This is a genomic window from Streptomyces sp. NPDC053427 (assembly GCF_044544985.1).
Classification (GTDB): domain Bacteria; phylum Actinomycetota; class Actinomycetes; order Streptomycetales; family Streptomycetaceae; genus Streptomyces.
The window spans coordinates 441012-462490 of the sequence record NZ_JBITYA010000006.1 but is presented as its reverse complement, the minus strand read 5'-3'; the positions used below and the strand labels follow the sequence as shown (position 1 = coordinate 462490).

The 21479-nt window shown below is 73.4% G+C and carries 24 protein-coding genes and 1 tRNA gene; 15 read left to right on the top strand and 10 right to left on the bottom strand.

Annotation, left to right across the window (positions count from 1 at the left end; all coding sequences use genetic code 11):
• The first annotated feature begins 151 nt into the window (after nucleotides 1–151).
• The 3 genes from ACIGWZ_RS19590 to ACIGWZ_RS19580 all read left to right on the top strand — a co-directional run bounded on the left by ACIGWZ_RS19590 (nucleotide 152) and on the right by ACIGWZ_RS19580 (nucleotide 3347).
• The gene (locus ACIGWZ_RS19590; protein ID WP_400066228.1) at nucleotides 152–1351 is read left to right on the top strand and encodes a PP2C family protein-serine/threonine phosphatase; all 1200 of its coding nucleotides are present in this window, start codon (nucleotides 152–154) and stop codon (nucleotides 1349–1351) included.
• Between the two features lie 79 nt (nucleotides 1352–1430).
• Nucleotides 1431–2768: a transcriptional regulator gene (locus ACIGWZ_RS19585; RefSeq protein ID WP_400066226.1), complete on the top strand. Its 1338-nt coding sequence runs from the start codon at nucleotides 1431–1433 to the stop codon at nucleotides 2766–2768.
• Between the two features lie 48 nt (nucleotides 2769–2816).
• Nucleotides 2817–3347: an NUDIX domain-containing protein gene (locus ACIGWZ_RS19580; RefSeq protein ID WP_400066224.1), complete on the top strand. Its 531-nt coding sequence runs from the start codon at nucleotides 2817–2819 to the stop codon at nucleotides 3345–3347.
• A gap of 24 nt (nucleotides 3348–3371) precedes the next feature.
• On the opposite strand, the gene ACIGWZ_RS19575 is transcribed toward ACIGWZ_RS19580, so the two are convergent.
• Both ACIGWZ_RS19575 and ACIGWZ_RS19570 read right to left on the bottom strand, forming a co-directional pair.
• Complete coding sequence (locus ACIGWZ_RS19575) at nucleotides 3372–3629, bottom strand: hypothetical protein (protein WP_400066469.1); 258 nt, start codon at nucleotides 3627–3629, stop codon at nucleotides 3372–3374.
• A gap of 343 nt (nucleotides 3630–3972) precedes the next feature.
• The gene (locus ACIGWZ_RS19570; RefSeq protein ID WP_400066222.1) at nucleotides 3973–4842 is read right to left on the bottom strand and encodes a 3-hydroxybutyryl-CoA dehydrogenase; all 870 of its coding nucleotides are present in this window, start codon (nucleotides 4840–4842) and stop codon (nucleotides 3973–3975) included.
• A 160-nt stretch (nucleotides 4843–5002) separates the two neighbouring features.
• On the opposite strand from ACIGWZ_RS19570, the gene ACIGWZ_RS19565 reads away from it, so the two are divergent.
• On the top strand, nucleotides 5003–6226 hold the full coding sequence (locus tag ACIGWZ_RS19565; protein ID WP_400066220.1) for a glycoside hydrolase family 10 protein: 1224 nt from the start codon (nucleotides 5003–5005) through the stop codon (nucleotides 6224–6226).
• Between the two features lie 62 nt (nucleotides 6227–6288).
• Here ACIGWZ_RS19565 and ACIGWZ_RS19560 read toward each other — a convergent pair whose 3' ends face one another.
• Together ACIGWZ_RS19560 and ACIGWZ_RS19555 are read right to left on the bottom strand one after the other, a co-directional pair.
• Complete coding sequence (locus ACIGWZ_RS19560) at nucleotides 6289–6495, bottom strand: DUF1918 domain-containing protein (RefSeq protein ID WP_400066218.1); 207 nt, start codon at nucleotides 6493–6495, stop codon at nucleotides 6289–6291.
• A 193-nt stretch (nucleotides 6496–6688) separates the two neighbouring features.
• A complete protein-coding gene (locus tag ACIGWZ_RS19555) occupies nucleotides 6689–7636 on the bottom strand; it encodes a DMT family transporter (protein WP_400066216.1) in 948 nt (315 codons plus the stop codon).
• On the opposite strand from ACIGWZ_RS19555, the gene ACIGWZ_RS19550 reads away from it, so the two are divergent.
• The 4 genes from ACIGWZ_RS19550 (at nucleotide 7635) to ACIGWZ_RS19535 (ending at nucleotide 11070) form a co-directional block, all read left to right on the top strand.
• A complete protein-coding gene (locus tag ACIGWZ_RS19550; RefSeq protein ID WP_400066214.1) occupies nucleotides 7635–9092 on the top strand; it encodes a PLP-dependent aminotransferase family protein in 1458 nt (485 codons plus the stop codon). The genes ACIGWZ_RS19555 and ACIGWZ_RS19550 overlap by 2 nt on opposite strands.
• Nucleotides 9093–9171: 79 nt before the next feature.
• Entirely contained in the window at nucleotides 9172–9624 is a 453-nt protein-coding gene (locus tag ACIGWZ_RS19545; RefSeq protein ID WP_400066212.1) for a GNAT family N-acetyltransferase, read from the top strand.
• A gap of 43 nt (nucleotides 9625–9667) precedes the next feature.
• On the top strand, nucleotides 9668–10237 hold the full coding sequence (locus tag ACIGWZ_RS19540) for a histidine phosphatase family protein (protein WP_400066210.1): 570 nt from the start codon (nucleotides 9668–9670) through the stop codon (nucleotides 10235–10237).
• A 107-nt stretch (nucleotides 10238–10344) separates the two neighbouring features.
• Nucleotides 10345–11070 carry a hypothetical protein gene (locus ACIGWZ_RS19535; protein WP_400066209.1) on the top strand — a complete coding sequence of 242 codons (726 nt, stop codon included), beginning with the start codon at nucleotides 10345–10347 and terminating at the stop codon, nucleotides 11068–11070.
• A gap of 14 nt (nucleotides 11071–11084) precedes the next feature.
• Here the strand turns inward: ACIGWZ_RS19535 and ACIGWZ_RS19530 are convergent, their stop codons facing one another.
• The 3 genes from ACIGWZ_RS19530 to ACIGWZ_RS19520 all read right to left on the bottom strand — a co-directional run bounded on the left by ACIGWZ_RS19530 (nucleotide 11085) and on the right by ACIGWZ_RS19520 (nucleotide 13670).
• Nucleotides 11085–11552, bottom strand: coding sequence for a YybH family protein (locus ACIGWZ_RS19530; protein WP_400066207.1), 468 nt, complete (start codon nucleotides 11550–11552; stop codon nucleotides 11085–11087).
• A 105-nt stretch (nucleotides 11553–11657) separates the two neighbouring features.
• A complete protein-coding gene (locus ACIGWZ_RS19525) occupies nucleotides 11658–12410 on the bottom strand; it encodes a LuxR C-terminal-related transcriptional regulator (RefSeq protein ID WP_400066205.1) in 753 nt (250 codons plus the stop codon).
• A gap of 156 nt (nucleotides 12411–12566) precedes the next feature.
• A complete protein-coding gene (locus tag ACIGWZ_RS19520) occupies nucleotides 12567–13670 on the bottom strand; it encodes a class I SAM-dependent methyltransferase (protein WP_400066203.1) in 1104 nt (367 codons plus the stop codon).
• Between the two features lie 140 nt (nucleotides 13671–13810).
• On the opposite strand from ACIGWZ_RS19520, the gene ACIGWZ_RS19515 reads away from it, so the two are divergent.
• The 6 genes from ACIGWZ_RS19515 (at nucleotide 13811) to ACIGWZ_RS19490 (ending at nucleotide 19085) form a co-directional block, all read left to right on the top strand.
• Nucleotides 13811–14002 carry a DUF1059 domain-containing protein gene (locus ACIGWZ_RS19515; protein WP_400066201.1) on the top strand — a complete coding sequence of 64 codons (192 nt, stop codon included), beginning with the start codon at nucleotides 13811–13813 and terminating at the stop codon, nucleotides 14000–14002.
• Nucleotides 14003–14178: 176 nt separating this feature from the next.
• A complete protein-coding gene (gene argC, locus ACIGWZ_RS19510) occupies nucleotides 14179–15207 on the top strand; it encodes an N-acetyl-gamma-glutamyl-phosphate reductase (protein ID WP_400066199.1) in 1029 nt (342 codons plus the stop codon).
• Complete coding sequence (gene argJ / locus ACIGWZ_RS19505; RefSeq protein ID WP_400066196.1) at nucleotides 15204–16358, top strand: bifunctional glutamate N-acetyltransferase/amino-acid acetyltransferase ArgJ; 1155 nt, start codon at nucleotides 15204–15206, stop codon at nucleotides 16356–16358. Before argC ends, argJ begins: the two co-directional genes overlap by 4 nt.
• A complete protein-coding gene (argB, locus tag ACIGWZ_RS19500) occupies nucleotides 16355–17299 on the top strand; it encodes an acetylglutamate kinase (RefSeq protein ID WP_400066194.1) in 945 nt (314 codons plus the stop codon). Before argJ ends, argB begins: the two co-directional genes overlap by 4 nt.
• Complete coding sequence (locus ACIGWZ_RS19495; RefSeq protein WP_400066191.1) at nucleotides 17296–18534, top strand: acetylornithine transaminase; 1239 nt, start codon at nucleotides 17296–17298, stop codon at nucleotides 18532–18534. The genes argB and ACIGWZ_RS19495 overlap by 4 nt, the downstream gene beginning before the upstream one ends.
• Before the next feature lie 8 nt (nucleotides 18535–18542).
• The gene (locus tag ACIGWZ_RS19490; RefSeq protein ID WP_400066189.1) at nucleotides 18543–19085 is read left to right on the top strand and encodes an arginine repressor; all 543 of its coding nucleotides are present in this window, start codon (nucleotides 18543–18545) and stop codon (nucleotides 19083–19085) included.
• Between the two features lie 27 nt (nucleotides 19086–19112).
• On the opposite strand, the gene ACIGWZ_RS19485 is transcribed toward ACIGWZ_RS19490, so the two are convergent.
• The 3 genes from ACIGWZ_RS19485 to ACIGWZ_RS19475 all read right to left on the bottom strand — a co-directional run bounded on the left by ACIGWZ_RS19485 (nucleotide 19113) and on the right by ACIGWZ_RS19475 (nucleotide 20930).
• The gene (locus ACIGWZ_RS19485; RefSeq protein ID WP_400066187.1) at nucleotides 19113–19412 is read right to left on the bottom strand and encodes a hypothetical protein; all 300 of its coding nucleotides are present in this window, start codon (nucleotides 19410–19412) and stop codon (nucleotides 19113–19115) included.
• Nucleotides 19413–19659: 247 nt separating this feature from the next.
• Nucleotides 19660–20598 (bottom strand): LLM class flavin-dependent oxidoreductase, encoded by a 939-nt coding sequence (locus tag ACIGWZ_RS19480; RefSeq protein WP_400066185.1) that lies wholly within the window; start codon nucleotides 20596–20598, stop codon nucleotides 19660–19662.
• A 255-nt stretch (nucleotides 20599–20853) separates the two neighbouring features.
• Nucleotides 20854–20930, bottom strand: a tRNA-Pro gene (locus ACIGWZ_RS19475).
• 132 nt (nucleotides 20931–21062) lie between these two features.
• Between ACIGWZ_RS19475 and ACIGWZ_RS19470 the strand changes: the two genes are divergently transcribed.
• Nucleotides 21063–21440 carry a DUF488 domain-containing protein gene (locus ACIGWZ_RS19470; protein ID WP_400066183.1) on the top strand — a complete coding sequence of 126 codons (378 nt, stop codon included), beginning with the start codon at nucleotides 21063–21065 and terminating at the stop codon, nucleotides 21438–21440.
• The last annotated feature ends 39 nt before the right edge of the window (nucleotides 21441–21479 follow it).

Below are 21479 nucleotides of genomic sequence, written 5' to 3'. Positions count from 1 at the left end.
TGACACCCGAGGGCCGTGCGTACACCGCGCGGCCCTCGGTCGTTCCCGGGTCCGTACCCGTCACTCCATCGGGTGAGATGGCGCTCACGACGGCCGCACCGACGCGGAACGTCGTAAGAATCGTTGCGGTCTAACTAGGGGGACCGTCGGCATGATCCGGGCCTGGGCGAGGGGCGTCGCACCCGCGGGTGCGACACGTGCCCGGCAGGTCTTTGTCCTGGTGCTGCCCGGTGTCTGGGTCCTCGCCGTGGTCGGCTGGGAGCTGTGCCGGCCGACCGGCGGTCAGCTGCTCCAGCTGCTGGCCGCCGCGCCGGCCATCGCCTGTGCCGGGACCGGCCGCCGCCAGTGTGTGCTGCTCGGCGGGGTGTGCGCACTGCTCGCGCTGCTGCCGTTCGGTGCGGTGGAGCCCGCGGCCGGGCTCGGTACCCGGGCGGCGACGTGCGGGGCGGTCCTCGCGGTCATCTGCGCCAGCTATCTGACGGCGGGCCGGCGGCGACGGCTGCTGCGGGAGCTGGAGCGCAGCAGGGAGGTCGCCGGTGCCGCGCAGCGGGTGCTGCTGCGGCCGCTGCCCTCCCGTATCGACGGCATGGCGCTGGCCGCCGACCACCTTTCCGCGAGCGAAGGCGCCGTGGTGGGCGGGGACCTCTACGACGTGGTGGGCACCCGGTACGGCGTACGGGCGGTGATCGGGGACGTCCGCGGGCACGGGCTGGAGGCCCTGGGCACCGTCGCCGCGATGCTCGGCAGTTTCCGCGAGACGGTCCATGACGAACCCGAACTGGGCGGCGTGCTGCGCCGGTTGGAGCGCGCGCACCGGCGGCATCTGCGGGAGCGGGCCGACGGCGGGCAGCCGGCCGGACCGGTCGCGGAGGAGTTCGTGACGGTGCTGCTGCTGGAGGTGGACCAGGGCGGCGTGGTGACGGCGCTGAACTGCGGGCACCCGTGGCCGTACCGGATCGGCGGCCCCGAGCCGGTCTCCGAGGCGGCTCCGGCCGCGCCCGCGCAACCGATGCCGCCGCTGGGGATCCTGCCGCTGCCCGACGAGCTGCCCGCGGCGTTCTGCGGGCGGCTGGGGCCCGGCGAGGGGCTTCTTCTGCACACCGACGGAGCGGCCGATACCCGCGACGCCGCGGGGGAGTTCTTTCCGCTGGCGCGGGAGGTGCGCCGGGCCGCCGAGGCGCCGGGGCGGGCCCCGGCCGCCGTCGTCGAGGGCGTACGCGAGGCGCTGCTGCGGCATGCGGGCGGGCACCTGACCGATGACGTGGCGCTGGTGATGCTGTGCAACGACCGGCCGCCCGGGCCGACTTCCGCCCCCTTCACACCCCGTGTGAAGCGCGGTTCACTACGCTGATTCCGCGGAGTAGTCACGTCGACAAGGCCATGAGCCAGGGGGCCGCCGGAAGACGGGCCGGGCTCACCGGGAGGCCGGCATGGAGCCCAACACCCTGCTCGATGCGATCCTCGACGAGGCCGGTATCTCGCACGCCGGGCTCGCCGCGCGCATCAATCACCTCGGCCGCAGCCGCGGGCTCGCCCTGCGCTACGAGCACACCGCGGTCGCCCGCTGGCTGAAGGGGCAGCGGCCGCGCGGCCAAGTACCCGATCTGATCTGCGAGATACTCGGCGAACGGCTGCACCGCGCGGTCGGCCTCGACGACATCGGGCTCAGCCGCCCCGGCCTGCGCCGGGCCCCCGACACCCCGCTCTCCGGCTTCGTCGAGCGCGCCACCGCTCTGTGGCGCTCCGACGAACAGCAGCGGCCGCACATCCTGGCCGCGCCCGCACTCACCGGCACCTCGGCGGTCATCCCCGTATGGGAATGGGAGAACCCGCCGGAGGACCACGATGTCTCCCGCGACGGGCTGACCCGGGTCGGCATGGCCGACATCGACATGCTGCGCGCCGCGCGGGCCCACTACGAGCAGATGTACCGGAAGGCGGGTGGTATCGCGACCAGAGCACGCATCGTGGGGTTCCTCAACACCGAGGCGGCGCCGCTGCTGCGGGGCAGCTACAGCGATGCGACGGGCCGTCAGCTCCACCGGGCCACCGGGGGACTGGTCGCCGTCGCGGGCATCTGCGCGTACGACTCGGACGCTCTCGGGCTGGCCCAGCGCTACTTCCATCAGGCGCTGCGGCTGGCCAAGGCCAGCGGGGACCGCGGCCTCGGCGCGTATGTCATCGCGCTGCTGGTCAATCAGTCCCTCTTCGTACGGGAATACCGCCAGGCGGTCGCCTTCGCGGAGGCGGCGCTGCGGGCCGCGGGCCCGCAGATCACCCCGGCGCTCTCCGCGGACCTCTACGCGATGCAGGCCAAGTCCTACGCGCGGCTCGGCGACGGCGCCGGCGCGCTGGCGTGCATCCGGCGCGCGGAGGCGGCCGCGGAGCGCATCCGGCCCGGACTCGAGCCGGCCGAGACGGGCTATGTCCAGCCCGGCCTGGTGAACGTACAAGTGGCGGAGGCGCTGCTCAGCCTCGGTGACCTGCGGGCCGCCCGGGAGCAGGCGGACGCCGCCGTCGACACCCCCGCACACGACCGCGGCCGGGTCCACCGGCTGGCCATGCTCACCCATATCGAGCTGCGCCAAGGCGATGCGGACCGGGCCGTGGCCAATGCCGCGCAGATGACGGAGCGGGCTCGGGGCATGGAGTCGCACCGGCTGCGGGACCGGCTGCGGGCGGTGCGCGAGCATCTGGCCCGGACCGGGAGCTCCGCGACGGACGAGGCTGCCGATCTCATCGACGAGGTGCTGCGCGTTCCGCTGTGACCGGGCCCGTGTCACCTTGCCTGCTCAACAGCGGAAGGTGGCAGTTACGTGCGTTGGAACAATCTCAGCGAAAAGCCCGTCTATGCGAATCCGTGGTTCCGGGTCAATCTGGCCGATGTGGAACTGCCCGACGGCAGCCATCTCGATCACTTCCTGATCCGGATGCGGCCGGTCGCCGTGGCCACCGTGGTCAATGCGGCCCATGAGGTGCTGCTGCTGTGGCGGCACCGTTTCATCACCGACACCTGGGGGTGGGAGCTGGCCGCCGGGGTCGTCGAGGACGGCGAGGACGTCGCGGCGGCGGCCGCGCGGGAGATGGAGGAGGAGACGGGGTGGCGCCCCGGCCCCCTCCGGCATCTCCTGACGGTGGAGCCGTCCAACGGCCTCACCGACGCGCGGCATCACATCTACTGGTCGGACGAGGGCGAGTACGTCGGCACCCCGCAGGACGACTTCGAGTCGGAGCGGCGGGAGTGGGTGCCGCTCAAGCTGGTACCCGACATGGTGGCGAGGGGGGAGGTACCGGCCGCGAACATGGCCGCGGCGCTGTTGATGCTGCATCATCTGCGCCTGGGCTGACCGTACCCGGCCGCCGTGCGGCGGTCACCGTCCGGCCGCCTGCCACAGCGCGACCATCAGCGCCGCGAGCCCGGTGAGCGCGGCGAGGGAGGGCAGTGGCCAGCGGGTGCTTTCCAGTCGCGTGACGCGGGCCTGCAGTTCGTCCGCGTCACGCTCGCTCTGTTCGGCGCGCTGGGCGAGCAGCGCCAGGTGTCCGTCGACCCGTGCGGTGCGCACATCGAGGCAGCGCCTCAGCTCCGCTAAGTCGGCGGTCACCGGGTCGGTTTCAGGGTGGGCGGTCACGGTCCGCATCCTCTATTCCTTGTGCCGGGGGACTCCGTCGTCCGTACACCCCCAGTCAACTGCGCTGCGGCGACGGACGGGAGAGTGTGCGGCGAGGAGATACGGGTCCCCGGAACACACCCCGTGTGAAGTGACGGGGGGTGACGGCGTGCCGGGCTTCGCACGGGGTGTGAACCGTGTGCACCGGGCGGGGCCCTTCACACTCCTGCGCCCGCGCCCGTCAAGGAGTTGACTTGTCACTCCACGGGGGCCGACGCCGGCGGACGGGCGCCCGCCGGCCCGGTGTCCGCCCGCCGGTACTCCCCCGAGCGGCGGGCGGACCCACCCCGTGCGGTGCGGGTGCTCAGTACGAGTAGAAGCCCGACCCGGACTTGCGGCCCATCCGGCCCGCGTCCACCATGCGCGCGAGCAGCGGGGGAGCGGCGTAGAGGGGCTCCTTGTACTCCTCGTACATGGAGGCGGCGACCGAGGCCACGGTGTCCAGGCCGATCAGGTCGGACAGCTTGAGCGGGCCCATCGGGTGGGCGCAGCCCATCTCCATGCCGTTGTCGATGTCCTCGCGGCTGGCGATGCCCGACTCGAACATCCGGATCGCGGAGAGCAGATACGGGATGAGCAGCGCGTTGACGACGAAGCCGGAGCGGTCCTGGGCGCGGATGGCGTGCTTGCCCAGGATGTTGTGGACCAGGGCCTCGGCGCGCTTGATGGTCTCGTCGCCGGTGGTCAGGGCGGGGATGAGCTCCACCAGCTTCTGGACCGGGGCCGGGTTGAAGAAGTGGATGCCGATGACCTGGTCGGGGCGGGAGGTGGCGACCGCCAGCTTCACCAGGGGGATGGAGGAGGTATTGGACGCCAGGATCGCGTCCGGGCGGGTGATCACCTGGTCGAGGACCTGGAAGATCTCCGTCTTGACCTGCTCGTTCTCCACGACGGCCTCGATGACGAGGTCGCGGTCGGCGAACTCCCCGAGGTCGGTGGTGAAGTTCAGCCGGCCGAGTGTGGCGTCGCGTTCGGCGGGGGTGATCTTGCCGCGCTCGGCGGCCTTGCCGAGCGAGTTGGTCAAGCGGGTGCGGCCCAGCTCCAGGGCTTCTCCGGTGGTCTCGGCGACCATGACGTCCAGTCCGGCGCGGGCGCACACTTCGGCGATGCCGGCGCCCATCTGGCCGCAGCCGACCACTCCGACGCGTGCGATGTCGGTGAAAGTGTCCGTCACCTCGTGCCTTTCGCTGATCTTCAGGACCCTGCGGTACGCCGTAAGGGTCCGACGCCCGCCTCGGCCCCGACGTTACTCCGCGCGGCGCTGTGCTACGGCCGCCGGGGCGGGCATCCTGAGCCCTCAGGACGGGACAAACAGGACAAGCTGAGGGTTTTTCATGAGACGGATCACACGGCGGGGATTCGCGGCGGGCGTGCTGGGCGCGGCGTCGTCGCTGCTCGTAACGGGACAGGGGACGGCCGAGGCGGCGGGTGAGGCGGGCTCTGCGCCGATGCGCGGCATGTGGCTGGCCACCGTCGCCAACCTGGACTGGCCCACCAAGCCCGGGCTGGCCCCCGCCGAACAGCAGCGCCAACTGCTCGACCTCCTCGAGGTGGCCGTCGAACGCCGCCTGAACACGGTGTTCTTCCAGGTCCGGCCCACCGCCGACGCCCTGTGGCCCTCCCCGCACGAGCCCTGGGCGCAGTACCTGACCGGACAACAGGGCAAGGATCCGGGCTGGGACCCCCTCGGCTTCGCCGTCGCCGAGGCGCACCGGCGCGACCTCCAGCTGCACGCCTGGTTCAACCCGTACCGCGTCGCCAACCACGCCGATGCCGACCGGCTGGTACCCGGCCATCCCGCGCGCCGGCACCCGCAGTGGGTGCTCCCCTACGGCGGCAAGCTCTACTACAACCCGGGGCTGCCCGAGGTCCGGAGCTTCGTGCAGGAAGCGATGCTCGACGCGGTGCGCCGCTACCCCGTCGACGGGGTGCACTTCGACGACTACTTCTATCCGTATCCGGTCGCGGGCGAGCAGTTCGAGGACGATGCCGCCTTCGAGGAGCACGGCGCGGGCTTCGCGGACCGCGCCAGCTGGCGGCGGGACAACGTCGACCGGATGGTGCGGGAGATGAAGCAGAAGGTGGCCGCCGTGGGGCGGCCGGTGCGGTTCGGCGTCAGCCCCTCGGCCATCTGGCGCAACCGGGAGACCGACTCCTCGGGGTCCGACACCCGCGGACTGCAGACCTACGACGACCTGTACGCCGATACGCGGCGCTGGGTGCGCGAGGGCTGGATCGACTACATCGTGCCGCAGGTGTACTGGCACCTCGGCTTCCCGGCCGCCGACTACGCCAAGGTGGTGCCGTGGTGGTCGGAGGCGGTGTCCGGCACCGGCGTGGACCTCTACATCGGGGAGGCCCTCTACCGTGCGGGCGACCCGGAGCAGGACACCCCCTGGCAGGACCCGGACGAACTCTCCCGCCACCTCGCCTTCGCCCGCGGTTACCCGCAGGTCGGCGGCCATGTCTTCTTCTCGGCGCGGGATGTCTCCAGGGACCGGGCCGGGGCGCTGGCCCGGGTCGTACGTGACCACTACGGCGGCGCGGCGCGGCCGTAGTGGTCACCGTTCCCGCGGTCGGTCGGTGGTGTCCGTCGGGTGTGGACCTGTCGGTCGTGGACCTAGCGGCCGGTGACGTCGGTGGACTTGCCGTGCTGGACGACGCAGTCGGGGCCGGGCGACACGATGGCTTCGTGTCCGTCGTCGGCGCGGACGCGGTAGGGGGGATCGCCGTTGGTACCCAGTACCTCGATGATTTCGACGACGTGGTCGTGATGTCCGACGGTTCTGCCGTGCACCAGCAGCCGGTCGCCCGTGGTTGCGTGCATCAGGGTCCTCCCGCTTCGGGCGGCCGTGCGACCGGGACGGCCCACAGGGAGCTGTGGCCGGGCGGTTGAACGGCCAACGGTTTTACCTGTTGACGGGCCGGCTGGCGGCCCGGACGGCGGTACGTGCCATCGCGGCAAGTTTACGTCTCCGGCGGGACCCCGCACCCGGCGGACGACCGGCGGCTCCGGTGCGTCAGCCGCGGGTCCGCTGGGTGACGGCGATGCAGAGCAGCACCGCGACCGCCGCGACGGGGGCGGCCGGCGGCAGCCGCTCGCCGAGCAGCAGGACCGACCACACCAGCGTGAGCAGCGGCTGGGCGAGCTGGAGCTGGCTCGCCTTGGACGCGCCGATCGCGGCCATCCCGCGGTACCAGACGACCAGGCCCAGGAACTGGGAGCCGAACGCCAGCCACAGCAGCCCGCCGACCGCGTGCGCGGTCAGGTGCAGCGGCTCGGCGGGGAGCGCGACGGCCGCGCCCGTGACCGTCACCGGCAGGGCCAGCACCAGCGCCCAGCCGACCACCTGCCAGCCCGGCATATGGCGGGCCAGCCGGCCGCCCTCGGTGTAGCCGGCCGCGCACACCAGCAGCGCGGCGAACAGCAGCAGATCGCTGGTGCCGGGCGCCCCGCCGCTCTGCTGCACCGTGAAGCCGATGACGACGGCTGCGCCGGCCAGCGCGGCGGCCCAGAAGGTGCGCGAGGGCCGCGCCCCGGTCCGTACGGCGGAGAAGGCGGCGGTGGTCAGCGGCAGCAGCCCGACCACGACGGCCGCGTGCGAGGTGGTGGAGGTCTGCAGGGCCAGGGTCGTCAGGAGCGGGAAGCCGAGGACCACGCCGCCCGCCACGACCGCGATGCCGGCCCAGTGGCGCCGCTCGGGGAGGCGGACGCGCAGGGCGAGGAGGCAGCCGCCGGCGAGGGCCGCGGCCAGCACGCTGCGCAGCATGACGACCGTCCACGGGCCCATGCCCTCCAGGGCCCAGGCCGTGCCGGGGAACGTCAGGGAGAAGGTGGCGACGCCCAGCGCGGCGAGCAGCGCGCCGGGGGCGGCCGAGGAGGCGGGGCGGGCGGCGGGCCGCTCCGGGGCGGAGGCGGCGCTGACCGCTATCGCACCCGTCGCAATAGCGCTATCGTTGTCTCTCATGCAAGAGCGTAGCAGTGTCGCTGACCTGGCCTCCATCCTCCGCAGGGATCTGGACCGCTACTCTCCTGGGGAGAAGCTGCCCTCAAGTCGCGCCCTGGTCGAGCGGCATCGCGTGAGCCCGGTGACCGTCTCCCGGGCGCTCGCCGAGCTCGTCGCCGAGGGCCTCGTCGTCACCCGGCCCGGCGCCGGCGCCTTCCGGGCGGTACCGCGCCCCGAGGCGCCCCGCCCCGCCGACACCTCCTGGCAGGAGATCGCTTTGAGCGCCGAGGCGGCCGGCGACCAGGTGCCGCGCAGCGTCGACGCGTCCGGCGTCCTGGCCACGATCGCCACACCCGCCCCCGGCGTCATCGAACTCCACGGCGGCTATCTGCACCCCGATCTCCAGCCCGAACGCGCCCTCGCCGGGGCGCTGGCCCGCGCCGGACGCCGGCCCGGCGCCTGGGGACGGCCGCCGGTCGAAGGCGTCCCGGAGCTGCGGGCCTGGTTCGCGCGGGAGATCGGCGGGCCCGGCGGCGCGCTCGCCGCCAGCGATGTGCTGGTCACCGCCGGCGGCCAGAGCGCGCTGACCACCGCCCTGCGCGCGGTCGCCGCGCCCGGCGCGCCGGTGCTCGTGGAGTCCCCGACCTACCCGGGCATGCTGTCCGCCGCCCGCGCCTCCGGGCTGCGCCCGGTCCCCGTACCGATGGACGCGGACGGCGTCCGTACCGACCTGCTCGCCGACGCCTTCCGGGCCAGCGGTGCCCGGCTGTTCGTCTGCCAGCCGCTGTTCCAGAACCCGACCGGCGCGGTGCTCGCGGCCGAGCGGCGGCGCGAGGTGCTCCGGGTGGCCCGCGCGGCCGGGGCGTTCGTGGTGGAGGACGACTTCGCCCGGCGGCTGCTCCACGACGGCGCCCCGGTACCCCCGCCGACCCTGATGGCGGACGACCGCGACGGCACCGTCGTGCACGTCTGCTCCCTGACCAAGCCGACCTCGCCCAGCCTCCGGGTCGGCGCGCTGGCCGCCCGCGGCCCGGTCCTCGACCGGCTGCGCGCCATCCAGGTCGTCGACAGCTTCTTCGTCCCCGGACCGCTCCAGGAAACCGCCGTCGAACTGGTCGGCTCGCCCGCCTGGACCCGCCATCTCCGGATGATCTCCGGCGAGCTGGTGGCCCGCCGGGACACCATGACCGCCGCGCTGCACCGCTACCTCCCCGCCCTCGCCGGCGGCCTGCACGTCCCGCCCGGCGGCTATCTCCTCTGGCTCCGGCTGCCGGACGGTACGGACGAGGCGGCGCTCACCGGCGCGGCCCTGCGGGCGGGCGTCGCCGTCGCGGACGGCCGCCCCTACTTCGCGGCCGAGCCGCCCGCCCCGCATCTGCGCCTGAGCTTCGCCTCCGCGTCCGGGGCGGCGGAGCTGACGGAGGGGGTCCGGCGGCTGCGTACGGCCTGCGACGCGCTGGGGATCCCGGTCGGGTGAGCGGGTCACCGTTGCGTCCGGATGCGGCCGTTCGGATATCGGTTCGACGCCGCCCCCGCGCTTCTGCCAACCTCCCCGCATGACTGCTGCGCCGCTCGACGGCTACGAGATCTCCACCGACCCGGCCCGCCTGGACGGGGACCTGGTGCACCACTGGCTGTCCACCGACGCCTACTGGGCCGTGGGCCGCACCCGCGAGCGGCACGACCGCGCGGTCGCCGGTTCGCTCAACTTCGGCCTGTACGAGACCGGTTCGGGCCGCCAGGCCGCCTACGCCCGGGTCGTGACCGACCGGGCCACCTTCGCCTGGCTGTGCGATGTCTACGTCGCCCGCGACGACCGCGGCAAGGGCCTGGGCACTGCGCTCGTCCAGGCCGTCGCCGACCACCTGGAACCCTGCGGGCTGACCCGGATCACGCTCGCGACCCAGGATGCGCACGGCGTGTACGAGAAGATCGGCTTCCGCCCTCTGGTGGCGCCGGAGCAGTGGATGACGCTGGGCCTGATCGACCCCGGCCCCATCGACTTCTGATCAACCCGGCCGCACGGCGCCGCAAGGCTCTTACCATCGGCGAATGCATGTTCGTCTCAAGCTGCTCGCCGCCGCCCGCAGCTCCGCGCTGCTCGAGACCCGGTTCGACGACGACCGCCCGCTCGACGCCGCCGGATGGCACGAGGCCGAGCGCGCCGCCCCCGTCCTGTGCCGGCTCGCCGCCGCCGAGCTGCGCTACTGCTCGCCGTCGGCGCGCTGCCGGGAGACCGGAGAGGTCCTCGGCCTCACCCCGCTGGCCCAACCCGCCCTGCGGGACTGCGACATGGGGCGCTGGCGCGGCCGCACGCTGGGCGAGGTGACGGCCGCCGAGCCACGTGCGGTCGACGCCTGGCTCGCCGACCCCCGCTCCGCACCCCACGGCGGGGAGTCGCTGCTGGCCTTCATCACCCGCGTCGGCAGCTGGCTGGACACCCGCCCCGTGGAGGAGGGCGCCGGACTGGTGGCCGTCGCCGAGCCCGGGGTCGTCCGCGCGGCCCTGATCTACGCGCTCCAGGCGCCCCCGCACACGTACTGGCGGATCGATGTCCAGCCGCTCTCGGTGACCACCCTGACGGGGCGGGCCGGCAACTGGAGCCTGACCCTGGAGGCATGAGCCGGCGCACCCCGCGCGGACCCGTCGCCCACGAAAGACCACCCGTAGAGCCCATCGGAGCCCGCCACCGACGTGCGCGCGGTGAGCGGGGACGCTTGGCTCGGACCATGGACACTCACGCCGCGCGCCGCCCTTTCCGTCGTCACCCCCTCGTGGCCGGTGCCGCGACGGCGTCCCTGGCGCTGTGCGGCTCCGGCGTCGCCACCGCCGCGGACGACGCGGACGCGGTGGTCGTCCAGCCCGACCCGGTGGCGCCCGGCGGCGAGTTCTCCGTCTTCGACGGCGGCAACTGCACCGGCGAGACCGGCGAGGCCACGTTCGAGGGCGCGGACATCCCGAAGCTGAAGCTGTCCATGCTGCGCAACCAGGTCGGCGGCACCGGTACGGTCCCGCGGTCCGTCAAGCCGGGCCGGTACACCGTCACCCTCACCTGCGGCGGCGGCAAGGGCGGCGAGCTCACGCCCCAGGGCGGCGCGGAGCGCGAGGCGCGGGGCGACGGCGGCCACGGCCACGGCGAACGCGGCACCGGTGACCGCGGCGAGGCCCGCCGCACCTTCACCGGGACCCTGACGGTCTCCGTCGAAGCCGATGTCGACGCCGGAGCCGAACCCGGCGCCGGGTACCGCGCCGATGCCGGCCCCAAGGGCGCCCCCGACGCCGGCAGCGACGCCGGCCCCGACCAGGCCGTCCCCAAGGGCGGTGCGCGCACCGGCCTCGGCGGCGGCTCAGGGGTCGGCACCGGCGTCACGGTGCTCGGCGGCCTGCTGCTGGCCGGCGCGGTCGGCTGGGGCGTCGTCGCCTGCCTCCGGCGCCCCCGGGGCGGCCGGGGCTGACGCGGACGGCGCCGCTACGGCGTCAGATCGAGCGCCGCCCGCCCCGACCCGTCCATCAGGAACGGCACCGAGCTGTGCGTGTGCGTGATCTTCCAGACGCCGTCGGTCCTGCGCAGGCCGACCGTCGCCCGGCTCCACAGCCGCACCTCGAAGCCGTCCGCCTTCGTCCCGCGCATCAGGTCGATGCTGTGTGCGAAGGCGACGTCGTCGCCGACCGCGATCTCGACCTCGGTCATCGTCACCTCGATCGGGCCGTCCCAGGTCGCGTACCAGGCTTCGAGGGCCTGCTGGTCCAGCGCCTCCGGACCCTTGAACCGGAGCGGGGGAGCGAGGCTGAAGTCCACCGTCTCCGGCGCACAGTGCGCCAGGAACCGCCGGGCGTCCCGCTGCCCGGTCGCGGCCGCCCGGTCCGCCAGCACCTCCCGGATCCGTTCCTCGTCCGCGTGCCGCTCCCTTGCCTTCCGTTCGGTGTCGGTGGTCATGAGCAGGTCTCCCGTCTCCCGGCGCCGCGGCGCCCCGAATCGCTGTCGAAGAGGTGGACGCCGACGGCGGCCGGAACTCATCGGCCCCGGGCGCCCGCGTACCCCCTACGACGTCAGCTGCGCCGCATCGCTCCTGGTCAGCCAGGCGTTTGCGGCCTCCACGCGGCCGCCGACGCGGAGCTTGGCGTAGGCGTGCTCCAGGTGCTTGTCGACCGTGCGGGGGCTGATCGCCAGACGGTGGGCGATCTGCTGGTTGGTCAGGCCGTGGGCGAGCAGGGCGAGGACGGCGGACTCGCGGCGGGTGACCAGGCCGAGGGTGGGCGCGGGGGCCGGCGGCGCGAGGCGGCCCAGGACGTGGGCGAGGCGGGTGCGCAGCAGGGCGGCGGCGGCGACGTCGTGGTCGGTGAAGTCGCTGCCGCTGCGGTTGACGGCCAGGCAGATGCTGCGCGGCACCCCGTTCGCGTAGCCGCCGGGGAACGCCATCGCGAGCTGGCGCTCGGCGCCGATGGGGCGGTAGACGTCGGTGTAGGCGGCCAGCGCGTGGTACTCGCGGTCGGTCTGGAGGGTCGAGCGGCACAGGGGGGCGCCGGTGCCGAGGGTGGTGTGGGCGACCAGCGGGTCGGCCGGCGCGTCCCGGGCGAAGGCCTCCCAGGCCGACCGCGGGAGCAGGTCCGCGGGCAGGGTGAGCGGCCGGTGCGCCGGGTCGGGCCGGGGCGTCCACACGATGCTGTCGCCCGGTACGGCGCCGAGCAGCAGGGGGAGCAGGGCCGGGACGAGGGATTCCTCGTCGACGGCGTCGATCAGAAGGTCCACGACGGCGAAGATCCGCCGCAGGCCGGCCTCCGCGGCCGTGCTCATGGATCCAGCGTGGGCAGCGGGCGGGGGCCCGTCAAGGTGCCGTTCGGCCCTGGCGGCCGGGGCCGCGCGGGCGAGGACCGTCCGCGGCGAGGGCCGTCCGCAGGGGATTGCCTCCCGGCCGGCCGGGGGAAGACCGGCCGGGGGCGTCGGCCGCGGTCAGCGGCCGACGGCATAGACGCGGTTGACCGGGCTCTCGGCCGCCAGCCTCCAGCGGCGCAGCCCGGCATCGGCGGCGATGGTCCGCAGCGCCGCCTCTCCCGCGTGATTTCCCAGCGCCTGCGGACCGTGCTGGGCCAGCGCGGAGGGCAGGCACACGGCGACCGACGCGCCGGTCAGCGCCCGGCCGACGGGGCTGACGTTCTCCTGGACGTCGGCCGAACCGTTCGGCTCCACGATCATGCAGACGCCGTCGTCGGCCAGCGCCTGTTCGGCGCGGCGGAGCGCGCGGCCGGGGTCGCCGGTGTCGTGCAGGCAGTCGAAGAAGGTGATCAGGTCGAAGTTCCTGCCCGGGAAGTCCTGGGCGGTCGCGACGTCGAAGCGCACCCGGTCGGCCAGCCCCCGCTCGGCCACGATGTCGCGGGCCGCCCGGATGGAGGGCCGGTGGAAGTCGAAGCCGTGGAAGCGCGAGGCGGGGAAGGCCTGGGCCATCAGCATCGTCGAGTAGCCGTAGCCGCACCCGACGTCCGCGACCCGCGCGCCCCGCTCCAGCTTCTCCACCACGCCGTCCAGCGCGGCCAGCCACTCGGGGACCAGCGCGGCCGCGTAGCCGGGCCGGAAGAACTTCGCGGTGCCCGCGAACAGCGCCGGTCCGTGCTCCTCCCAGCCCACGCCCTCGCCGGTGCGGAAGGCGTCCATGAGGGTGTCCTCGGTGGCGTAGACGGCCTGCAGCGTGGTGAAGAAGCCGGCCGCGTAGTGGGGCGACTCGGGGTCCGCCAGTACGGTGGCGTGCTCGTCCGGCAGCTCGTAGGTGTCGGTCCCCGGCGCGTACGTCACATACTCGCCGGCCACCTGGGCGGCCAGCCATTCCCGTACATAGCGCTCGACCAGCCCGGTCCGGGTGGCGAGCTGGGCGGAGGTGAGCGGCCCGGCCCCGGCCATGGCCGTGTACAGGCCGAGCCGGTCGCCGAGGGAGGTGCACAGGCCCGCCACCGCGGCCCCGGCGTCGACGATCACCCGCTCCAGGAACCGCGCGACCCGGTCCTCGTCCGTCCGGTCCTTGCCCAGTGTGGAACCGGGGGTGACACCGGCGGACGTGGCCATGCCCTCACCTCCTCGTACGCACCCCACTCCACCAGGGCCGCGGGCCCGCGCGCCATACGGGATTCGCCGTATGCGGCGGACGGATCCAGGGCTGACATCCACGACATTCCGGGCCGACACTGGAGGGGAGGAGGTGCGTCATGCGGAAGATGGTCGACTGCCGGGATCACCCGAGCGAGATGAACTGCACCCTCGTCATCGCCGGCGAGGAGGAGGAAGTGGTGCGCGCCGCCAGCGAGCACGCCGTAGCCGTGCACGGCCACCCGGACGGCCCGGAGCTGCGGGAACAGATCCGGTCCTCCCTCAAGGACGAGGTTCCGCAGCACGCCTGAAACCGCGGCGGGTACCGCCGCCGTGGAAGAGCGCGGCAGCTGTCCGCCGCCCCGGGTGCGGGGCGGCGGTCCCGGCATGCGTGGGGGTCCGGTGCGTACGGTCCGGTGCGCACGGAAGACGTCATTGCATAAAACTGCTGCGATCCGTATAGTCATGCCATCGAGGAGGAGGGTCCATGACGGTACGAGCAGCAGTGGCCGGAGCGAGCGGGTACGCGGGGGGTGAAGTCCTGCGTCTGCTTCTGGCACACCCCGAGGTCGAGATCGGCGCGGTGACCGGGCACTCCAACGCGGGCCAGCGCCTGGGTTCCCTGCAGCCGCATCTGCTCCCGCTCGCCGACCGGGAGGTGCAGCCCACCTCCGCCGAGGTGCTGGCCGGACACGACGTCGTCTTCCTGGCGCTGCCGCACGGCCAGTCCGCGGCGGTCGCCGAACAGCTCGGGCCCGATGTGCTCGTCGTCGACTGCGGCGCCGACTTCCGGCTGACGGACGCCGCCGACTGGGAGGCGTTCTACGGCTCGGCCCACGCGGGCACCTGGCCGTACGGTCTCCCGGAACTGCCCGGGGCCCGCGCCGCACTGCAGGGGTCGAAGCGCATCGCGGTCCCGGGCTGCTACCCCACCGCCGTCTCGCTCGCCCTGTTCCCGGCCTACCAGGCCGCCCTCGCCGAGCCGGAGGCCGTCGTCGTTGCGGCGTCGGGCACCTCCGGTGCGGGCAAGGCGGCCAAGCCGCATCTGCTGGGCTCCGAGGTGATGGGCTCGATGAGCCCGTACGGCGTCGGCGGCGGCCACCGGCACACCCCGGAAATGATCCAGAACCTCAGCGCGGTGGCCGGCGAGCGCGTCGGCGTCTCCTTCACCCCGACCCTGGCGCCGATGCCCCGCGGCATCCTCGCCACCTGCACGGCCAAGGCCAGGCCCGGCGTGGACGCCGCCGCCGTGCGGGCCGCGTACGAGAAGGCGCTCGCCGACGAGCCGTTCGTCCGGCTGCTGCCGGAAGGCCAGTGGCCCGCGACCGCCGCCGTCTACGGCTCCAACGCCGCGCACCTCCAGGTGACACTGGACGCCGCGGCCGGCCGGATCATCGCGATCTGCGCCATCGACAACCTCACCAAGGGGACCGCGGGCGGCGCCGTCCAGGCCATGAACATCGCCCTCGGTCTCGACGAGACCACCGGACTTTCGACGATCGGAGTCGCGCCGTGACCGTGACGGCAGCCAAGGGATTCACCGCGGCGGGCATCGCCGCAGGAATCAAGGAGAACGGCAACCCGGACCTCGCCCTCGTGGTGAACAACGGGCCGCGAACGGCCGCCGCTGGCGTCTTCACCTCCAACCGCGTGAAGGCGGCACCGGTCGTCTGGTCCGAGCAGGTCCTCAAGGGCGGCCGGGTCTCCGCCGTCGTCCTCAACTCCGGTGGCGCCAACGCCTGCACGGGCCCGCTGGGCTTCCAGGACACCCACGCCACGGCCGAGAAGGTCGCCGAGGTCCTCGACGGACACAGCGCCGGCGAGGTGGCGGTCGCGTCCACCGGGCTGATCGGCCTGCGGCTCCCGATGGACAAGCTGCTGCCGGGAGTCGAACGGGCCGCGGCCGAACTGACCGAGCACGGCGGCGAGAAGGCCGCCATCGCCATCAAGACCACCGACAGCGTGCACAAGACCGCGGTCGTCACCAAGGACGGCTGGACGGTCGGCGGGATGGCCAAGGGCGCGGGCATGCTCGCGCCGGGCCTGGCCACCATGCTCGTCGTGCTGACGACCGACGCCGATCTGCCGGCCGCCGACCTGGACAAGGCGCTGCGGGCGGCGACCCGTACCACCTTCGACCGGGTCGACTCCGACGGGTGCATGTCGACCAACGACACCGTCCTGCTGCTGGCCTCCGGCGCGTCCCAGGTCACGCCGGAGCACGAGGAGTTCGCCGAGGCGGTCCGCACGGTCTGCGACGACCTCGCCCGCCAGCTCATCGGCGACGCCGAGGGCGCCAGCAAGGACATCCGCATCGAGGTCGTGAACGCGGCCAGCGAGGACGACGCCGTCGAGGTCGGGCGCTCCATCGCCCGCAACAACCTCCTCAAGTGCGCCATCCACGGCGAGGACCCCAACTGGGGCCGGGTGCTCTCCGCGATCGGCACCACCTCCGCCGCCTTCGAGCCCGACCAGCTCAACGTTGCCATCAACGACGTCTGGGTCTGCAAGAACGGCTCGGTGGGCGAGGACCGCGACCTGGTCGACATGCGCTACCGGGAGGTACGGATCACCGCCGACCTCGCCGCGGGCAGCGAGTCCGCGGTCATCTGGGCCAACGACCTGACCGCCGACTACGTCCACGAGAACAGCGCGTACTCGTCATGAGCGCGCGTAAGCACACCGCGCTCCCCAAGGCCCGCACCCTCATCGAGGCGCTGCCCTGGCTGACCCGGCACCACGGCAAGACCGTCGTCATCAAGTTCGGCGGCAACGCCATGATCGACGAGGAGCTCAAGCGCGCCTTCGCCCAGGACGTGGTCTTCCTGCGGCACGCCGGCCTGCGCCCCGTCGTCGTGCACGGCGGCGGCCCGCAGATCAGCGCCCAGCTGGACCTGCTCGGTCTGGAGTCGGAGTTCAAGGGCGGCCTGCGGGTCACCACGCCCGAGGCGATGAACGTCGTACGGATGGTGCTGGCCGGCCAGGTGCAGCGCGAGCTCGTCGGACTGCTCAACGAGCACGGCCCGTTCGCCGTCGGCATGACCGGCGAGGACGCCCATCTCATGACCGCGACCAAGCACTACGCGGACATCGACGGCGAGCGGGTGGACATCGGCCGGGTCGGCGAGATCACGGCCATCGACACCGGCGCGGTCCAGGCGCTGCTGGACGACGGCCGGATCCCGGTGATCTCCTCCATCGCCCGCAGCAGCGACACGGAGGACGAGGAGCACACCGCCTCCGGAGCCTCGGGCGTCTTCAACGTCAACGCCGACACCGCCGCGGCCGCCCTGGCCGCCGCCCTCGGCGCCGAGACGCTGATGGTCCTCACCGACGTCGAGGGCCTCTACGAGGACTGGCCCAACAGCGACGAGGTGATCTCCCGCCTCACCGCCACCCAGCTGGAGAAGCTGCTGCCCGACCTGGCCAGCGGCATGGTCCCCAAGATGCAGGGCTGTCTGCACGCCGTACGCAACGGGGTGCACACCGCCCGGGTCATCGACGGGCGGGTCCAGCACTCGATCCTGCTGGAGATCTTCACCGACGAAGGAATCGGCACGATGGTCGTGCCGGACACGAACGCGCACACGAACGAGGGGGAGTCATGAGCGGGGCGGCAGACACCCGGGGCCCGGCGGACAACGCCGGCCTCACCCGGCGCTGGCAGGGCGCCATGATGGACAACTTCGGTACCCCGCGCCTCCCGCTGGTGCGCGGCGAGGGCGCCGTGGTGTGGGACGCCGACGGCAAGGAATACCTCGACTTCCTCGGCGGCATCGCGGTCAACGCCCTGGGCCACGCCCACCCGGCGGTGGTCCGTGCGGTCTCCGACCAGGTCGCCACCCTCGGCCATGTCTCCAACTTCTTCGTCGCCGAGCCCACCGTGGCGCTGGCCGAGCGCCTGCTGGCGCTGGCCGGCGGACGCCCCGGGCGGGTCTACTTCTCCAACTCCGGCGCCGAGGCCAACGAAGCCGCCTTCAAGATCGGCCGGCTGACCGGGCGCACCCATATGGTCTCCACCGCCGGCGGGTTCCACGGCCGCACCATGGGCGCCCTCGCGCTGACCGGCCAGCCCGCGAAGCAGGCCCCGTTCGTCCCGCTGCCCGGCGACGTCGACCACGTCCCGTACGGAGATGTCGAGGCGCTGCGCGCGGCGGTGACCACCGACACCGCCTTCGTCATCCTCGAACCCGTCCAGGGCGAGAACGGCGTGGTCGTCCCGCCGGCCGGCTACCTCCGGGCCGCCCGCGAGATCACCGCCGCCACCGGCACCCTGCTCGTCCTCGACGAGATCCAGACCGGCATCGGCCGCACCGGCCACTGGCTGGAGTCCCAGGCCCAGGGCGTCGAGGCGGACATCGTCACCCTCGCCAAGGGCCTGGGCGGCGGCCTGCCCATCGGCGCCACCCTCGCCTTCGGCCCCGCCGCCGACCTCCTGACGCCCGGCTCGCACGGCTCGACGTTCAGCGGCAACCCGGTCGTCTGCGCCGGAGCCCTCGCCGTCCTGGACACCATCGAGAAGGACGGCATCCTCGACGACGTCAAGCGCGTCGGCGAGCGGCTGCGGGACGGAATCGAGGCGCTGGGACACCCATTGGTCGGCCAGGTCCGCGGCGCGGGCCTCCTCCTGGGTATCGTCTTGACCGAGTCCCTCGCGCCCCGGGTGCAGCAGGCGGCTCAGGACGCGGGCCTCCTGGTGAACGCGGTCGCGCCGGACGTCATCCGGCTCGCCCCGCCGCTGATCGTCTCCGACGAGCAGGCGGACACGTTCCTCCGGAGGCTTCCCGCCGTCCTCAACACGGCCCGCCAAGGGGCCGACGGGGAACAACGATCCGGAGACTGACGACACCGATGACCGAGCCGCAGGACACCGAGTCGCACAACGGCGGCCAGGCCGTACCGCAGACCCGCACCGCCCGCCACCGCCGGATCGTGGACATCCTCAACCGGCAGCCGGTCCGCTCCCAGAGCCAGCTCGCCAAGCTGCTCGCCGACGACGGCCTGTCCGTCACCCAGGCGACGCTCTCCCGCGATCTGGACGAACTGGGCGCGGTCAAGATCCGCAACACCGGCGGCGAGCTGATCTACGCGGTGCCCAGCGAGGGCGGCGACCGCACGCCGCGGGCGCCGCTGGGCGAGTCGGCCAAGGAGGAGCGGATGCGCCGCCTCTCCGGCGAACTCCTCATCTCCGCCGAGGCCTCCGCCAACCTCGTCGTCCTGCGCACCCCGCCCGGCGCCGCCCAGTTCCTGGCCTCGGCCATCGACCAGGCGGAGCTGCACGACATCCTCGGCACCATCGCCGGCGACGACACCCTGATGCTGATCAGCCGCGACCCGGCGGGCGGCCAGGCGCTGGCCGAGCATCTGCTGCGGCTGGCGCAGGGCGCCCGCTGAGCGGGGGACCCGCCCGGCACGCCGGGTTCAGCGGGTGAACTCCGCTATCAGGGCGGCCAGTTCGGCCAGGGCGGTGCGCCGGCCGTAGCGGCCGTGGACGCCGTTGAGGGCGATGACGATCTCGTCCACACCGGCGTCCGCGTAGGCGGCGCAGCGCTCCGCCAGCTGGGCGGGCGTGCCGTACAGGAACGCGCCGCAGTCGACGAGCTTGCCCGCCCTGGCCTCCGGGCCGTCCTGCGGTGCGATGCCGGCCCCGGCGCGGTTGAGCATGTCGACGTAGTGCGGGACGGCGACATGGGCCCGGTTGGCGGTGAGCGCCAGCTCCACCGGGTCCCGGTCCGCCTTCGCTCGACGGCCTCCGCCACGCCGTCGCGCGCCCACACCTCGCGCAGCCAGTCCCGCCACTGCGCCACGTCGGCCCCCTCGCCCAGATCCGGCCAGGGCGGCAGCTCCCGGCCTTCCGGACGGGCCACGGCCCGCACGAGTGCCACATCCATGTGTCTGTACAACCGCATGTGTTCCCCCACTCCTCAGCAACCGCGACAAGGTCTGCCGGCCCTCCGCCCGCGGGCGCTCATCCCAGGGCGCCCAGGACCGTCTCCAGCTCCGCCAGCGCCCCCTGCGCACCGTCCTTCATCCACACACCGGTGACGTTCAGGACGACGTCGTCCACCCCGGCCTCCGCGAACGCGGCCAACTCCGCGACCACCCGGTCCAGTTCCCCGTACACAAAGGCGCCGCCGGCGATGACGGCCGCGGCGCTGCGCCGCGGCGCGCTCATGTCCAGCGCGATACCGGACCTGCGCAGCATGTCCGCGTAGTGCGGCAGCCGCATATGGCCCTCGTTGCTCTCCAGCGCCAACTCCGCCCCGTCGCGGCCCGGTCCGGCCAGGGCGAGCGGCACCATGGCCACCAGCCGGGGCATCGGCCGGCCCGCCGCCTCGGCGCCGGCCCGCAGCTGCGGGATCACCACCGTGCGCAGATAGGACGCCGGTGTCAGCCACGTGACGGCCACATCGGCCACCTCGCCGGCCAGCCGCGCCATCCGCGGCCGCAGCACGCCCAGGCCGATCTCCACCGGCGGCCGCGGTATCTGCCACAGATGCGCCTGGCAGGTGTAGTACTCGCCCACATGGTCGGCGGAGCCCTTCTCCAGCAGGCCCCGCATGACCGTGAGGTACTCCCGGGCGGCGGCCAGCGGCCGGGCGTAGGGCGCACCGAGCAGGCTGCGCTGGAGGTCGACGGCGCCGGGCCCGTAGCCGACCGTCACCGGCTGCCCCATCGTCTGCGCCAGGTTGGCCGCCTGGAGCGCGGCGTCGTAGGGATGGCGGAACGGCATCAGCGCGACGCCGATGCCCACCGGCACCCGGAAGCCGCTCGCCGCCGCGAACGTGAAGGTCTGATGCGGGTCGTTGGCCGGTGCCTGGCCCTGCCACAGCCGGTGCGCGCCGCTGCGGTGGACCAGCTCGGCGAACGGCAGGATCTCCTCCGGTTCGCTCGGCGCAAAGGGCATCAGGACGGAATACGTGGTCAATGGGTCCCCAAGTCGTCGTCGACCCGGGCGTACGGCCTCCCGCCGCGCGTCCGGTCGGTACGGGTGCCGGCCCTCGGCGGGCGGCACGCTCCGCGGAAAACTTTTTCCTCATCGCGGACGCTACCGCCGGGAACACCCGTACGGCTCGGGTTCCGGGAAACCGGATCTTCGGCAAACACAACGAAAGGCCGCTCCCGCATCTCTGCGGAAACGGCCTCCGACCTGCGAAAACGCTGGTCGGGACGACAGGATTTGAACCTGCGACCCCTTGACCCCCAGTCAAGTGCGCTACCAAGCTGCGCCACGTCCCGGTTGCCCGTACCGGCCGGAAAGATCCCGGCCGGGGCGTGCAGAAGAAAAATACCCTGTCCCCGCCCATGAATCCAAAGCGGGTCCTCTTCCGGTCCCTTTCCGCGGGCCGACCGCGCGTGTTTGGATCGGTTATGGCCAAAAATGACCCGAATTCCGGGATTCGCGTGCGCCGGGTGTACGACCCCGTGGACCCCGCCGACGGCGCCCGCGTGCTGGTGGACCGGCTGTGGCCGCGCGGGCTGTCGAAGGATGCCGCGCAGCTGACCGAGTGGTGCAAGGACGCGGCGCCCTCGTCGGAGCTGCGCCGCTGGTACCGGCACGAAGGCGAGCGCTTCGAGCCCTTCGCCGAGCGCTACCGCGAGGAGCTGGCGCAGGAGGCGGCGCGGCCGGCGCTGGACCGGCTGCGGGGGCTGGCGGAGGAGGGGCCGCTGACCTTGCTCACCGCGACGAAGGAGGTGGGGCAAAGCCACGTCATGGTGCTGCTGGGCGTCCTCCGTGAGGGGTCCTGACCGCGTGCGTCGCCCCGCCGGACCGCCGCCGGCCTGCGC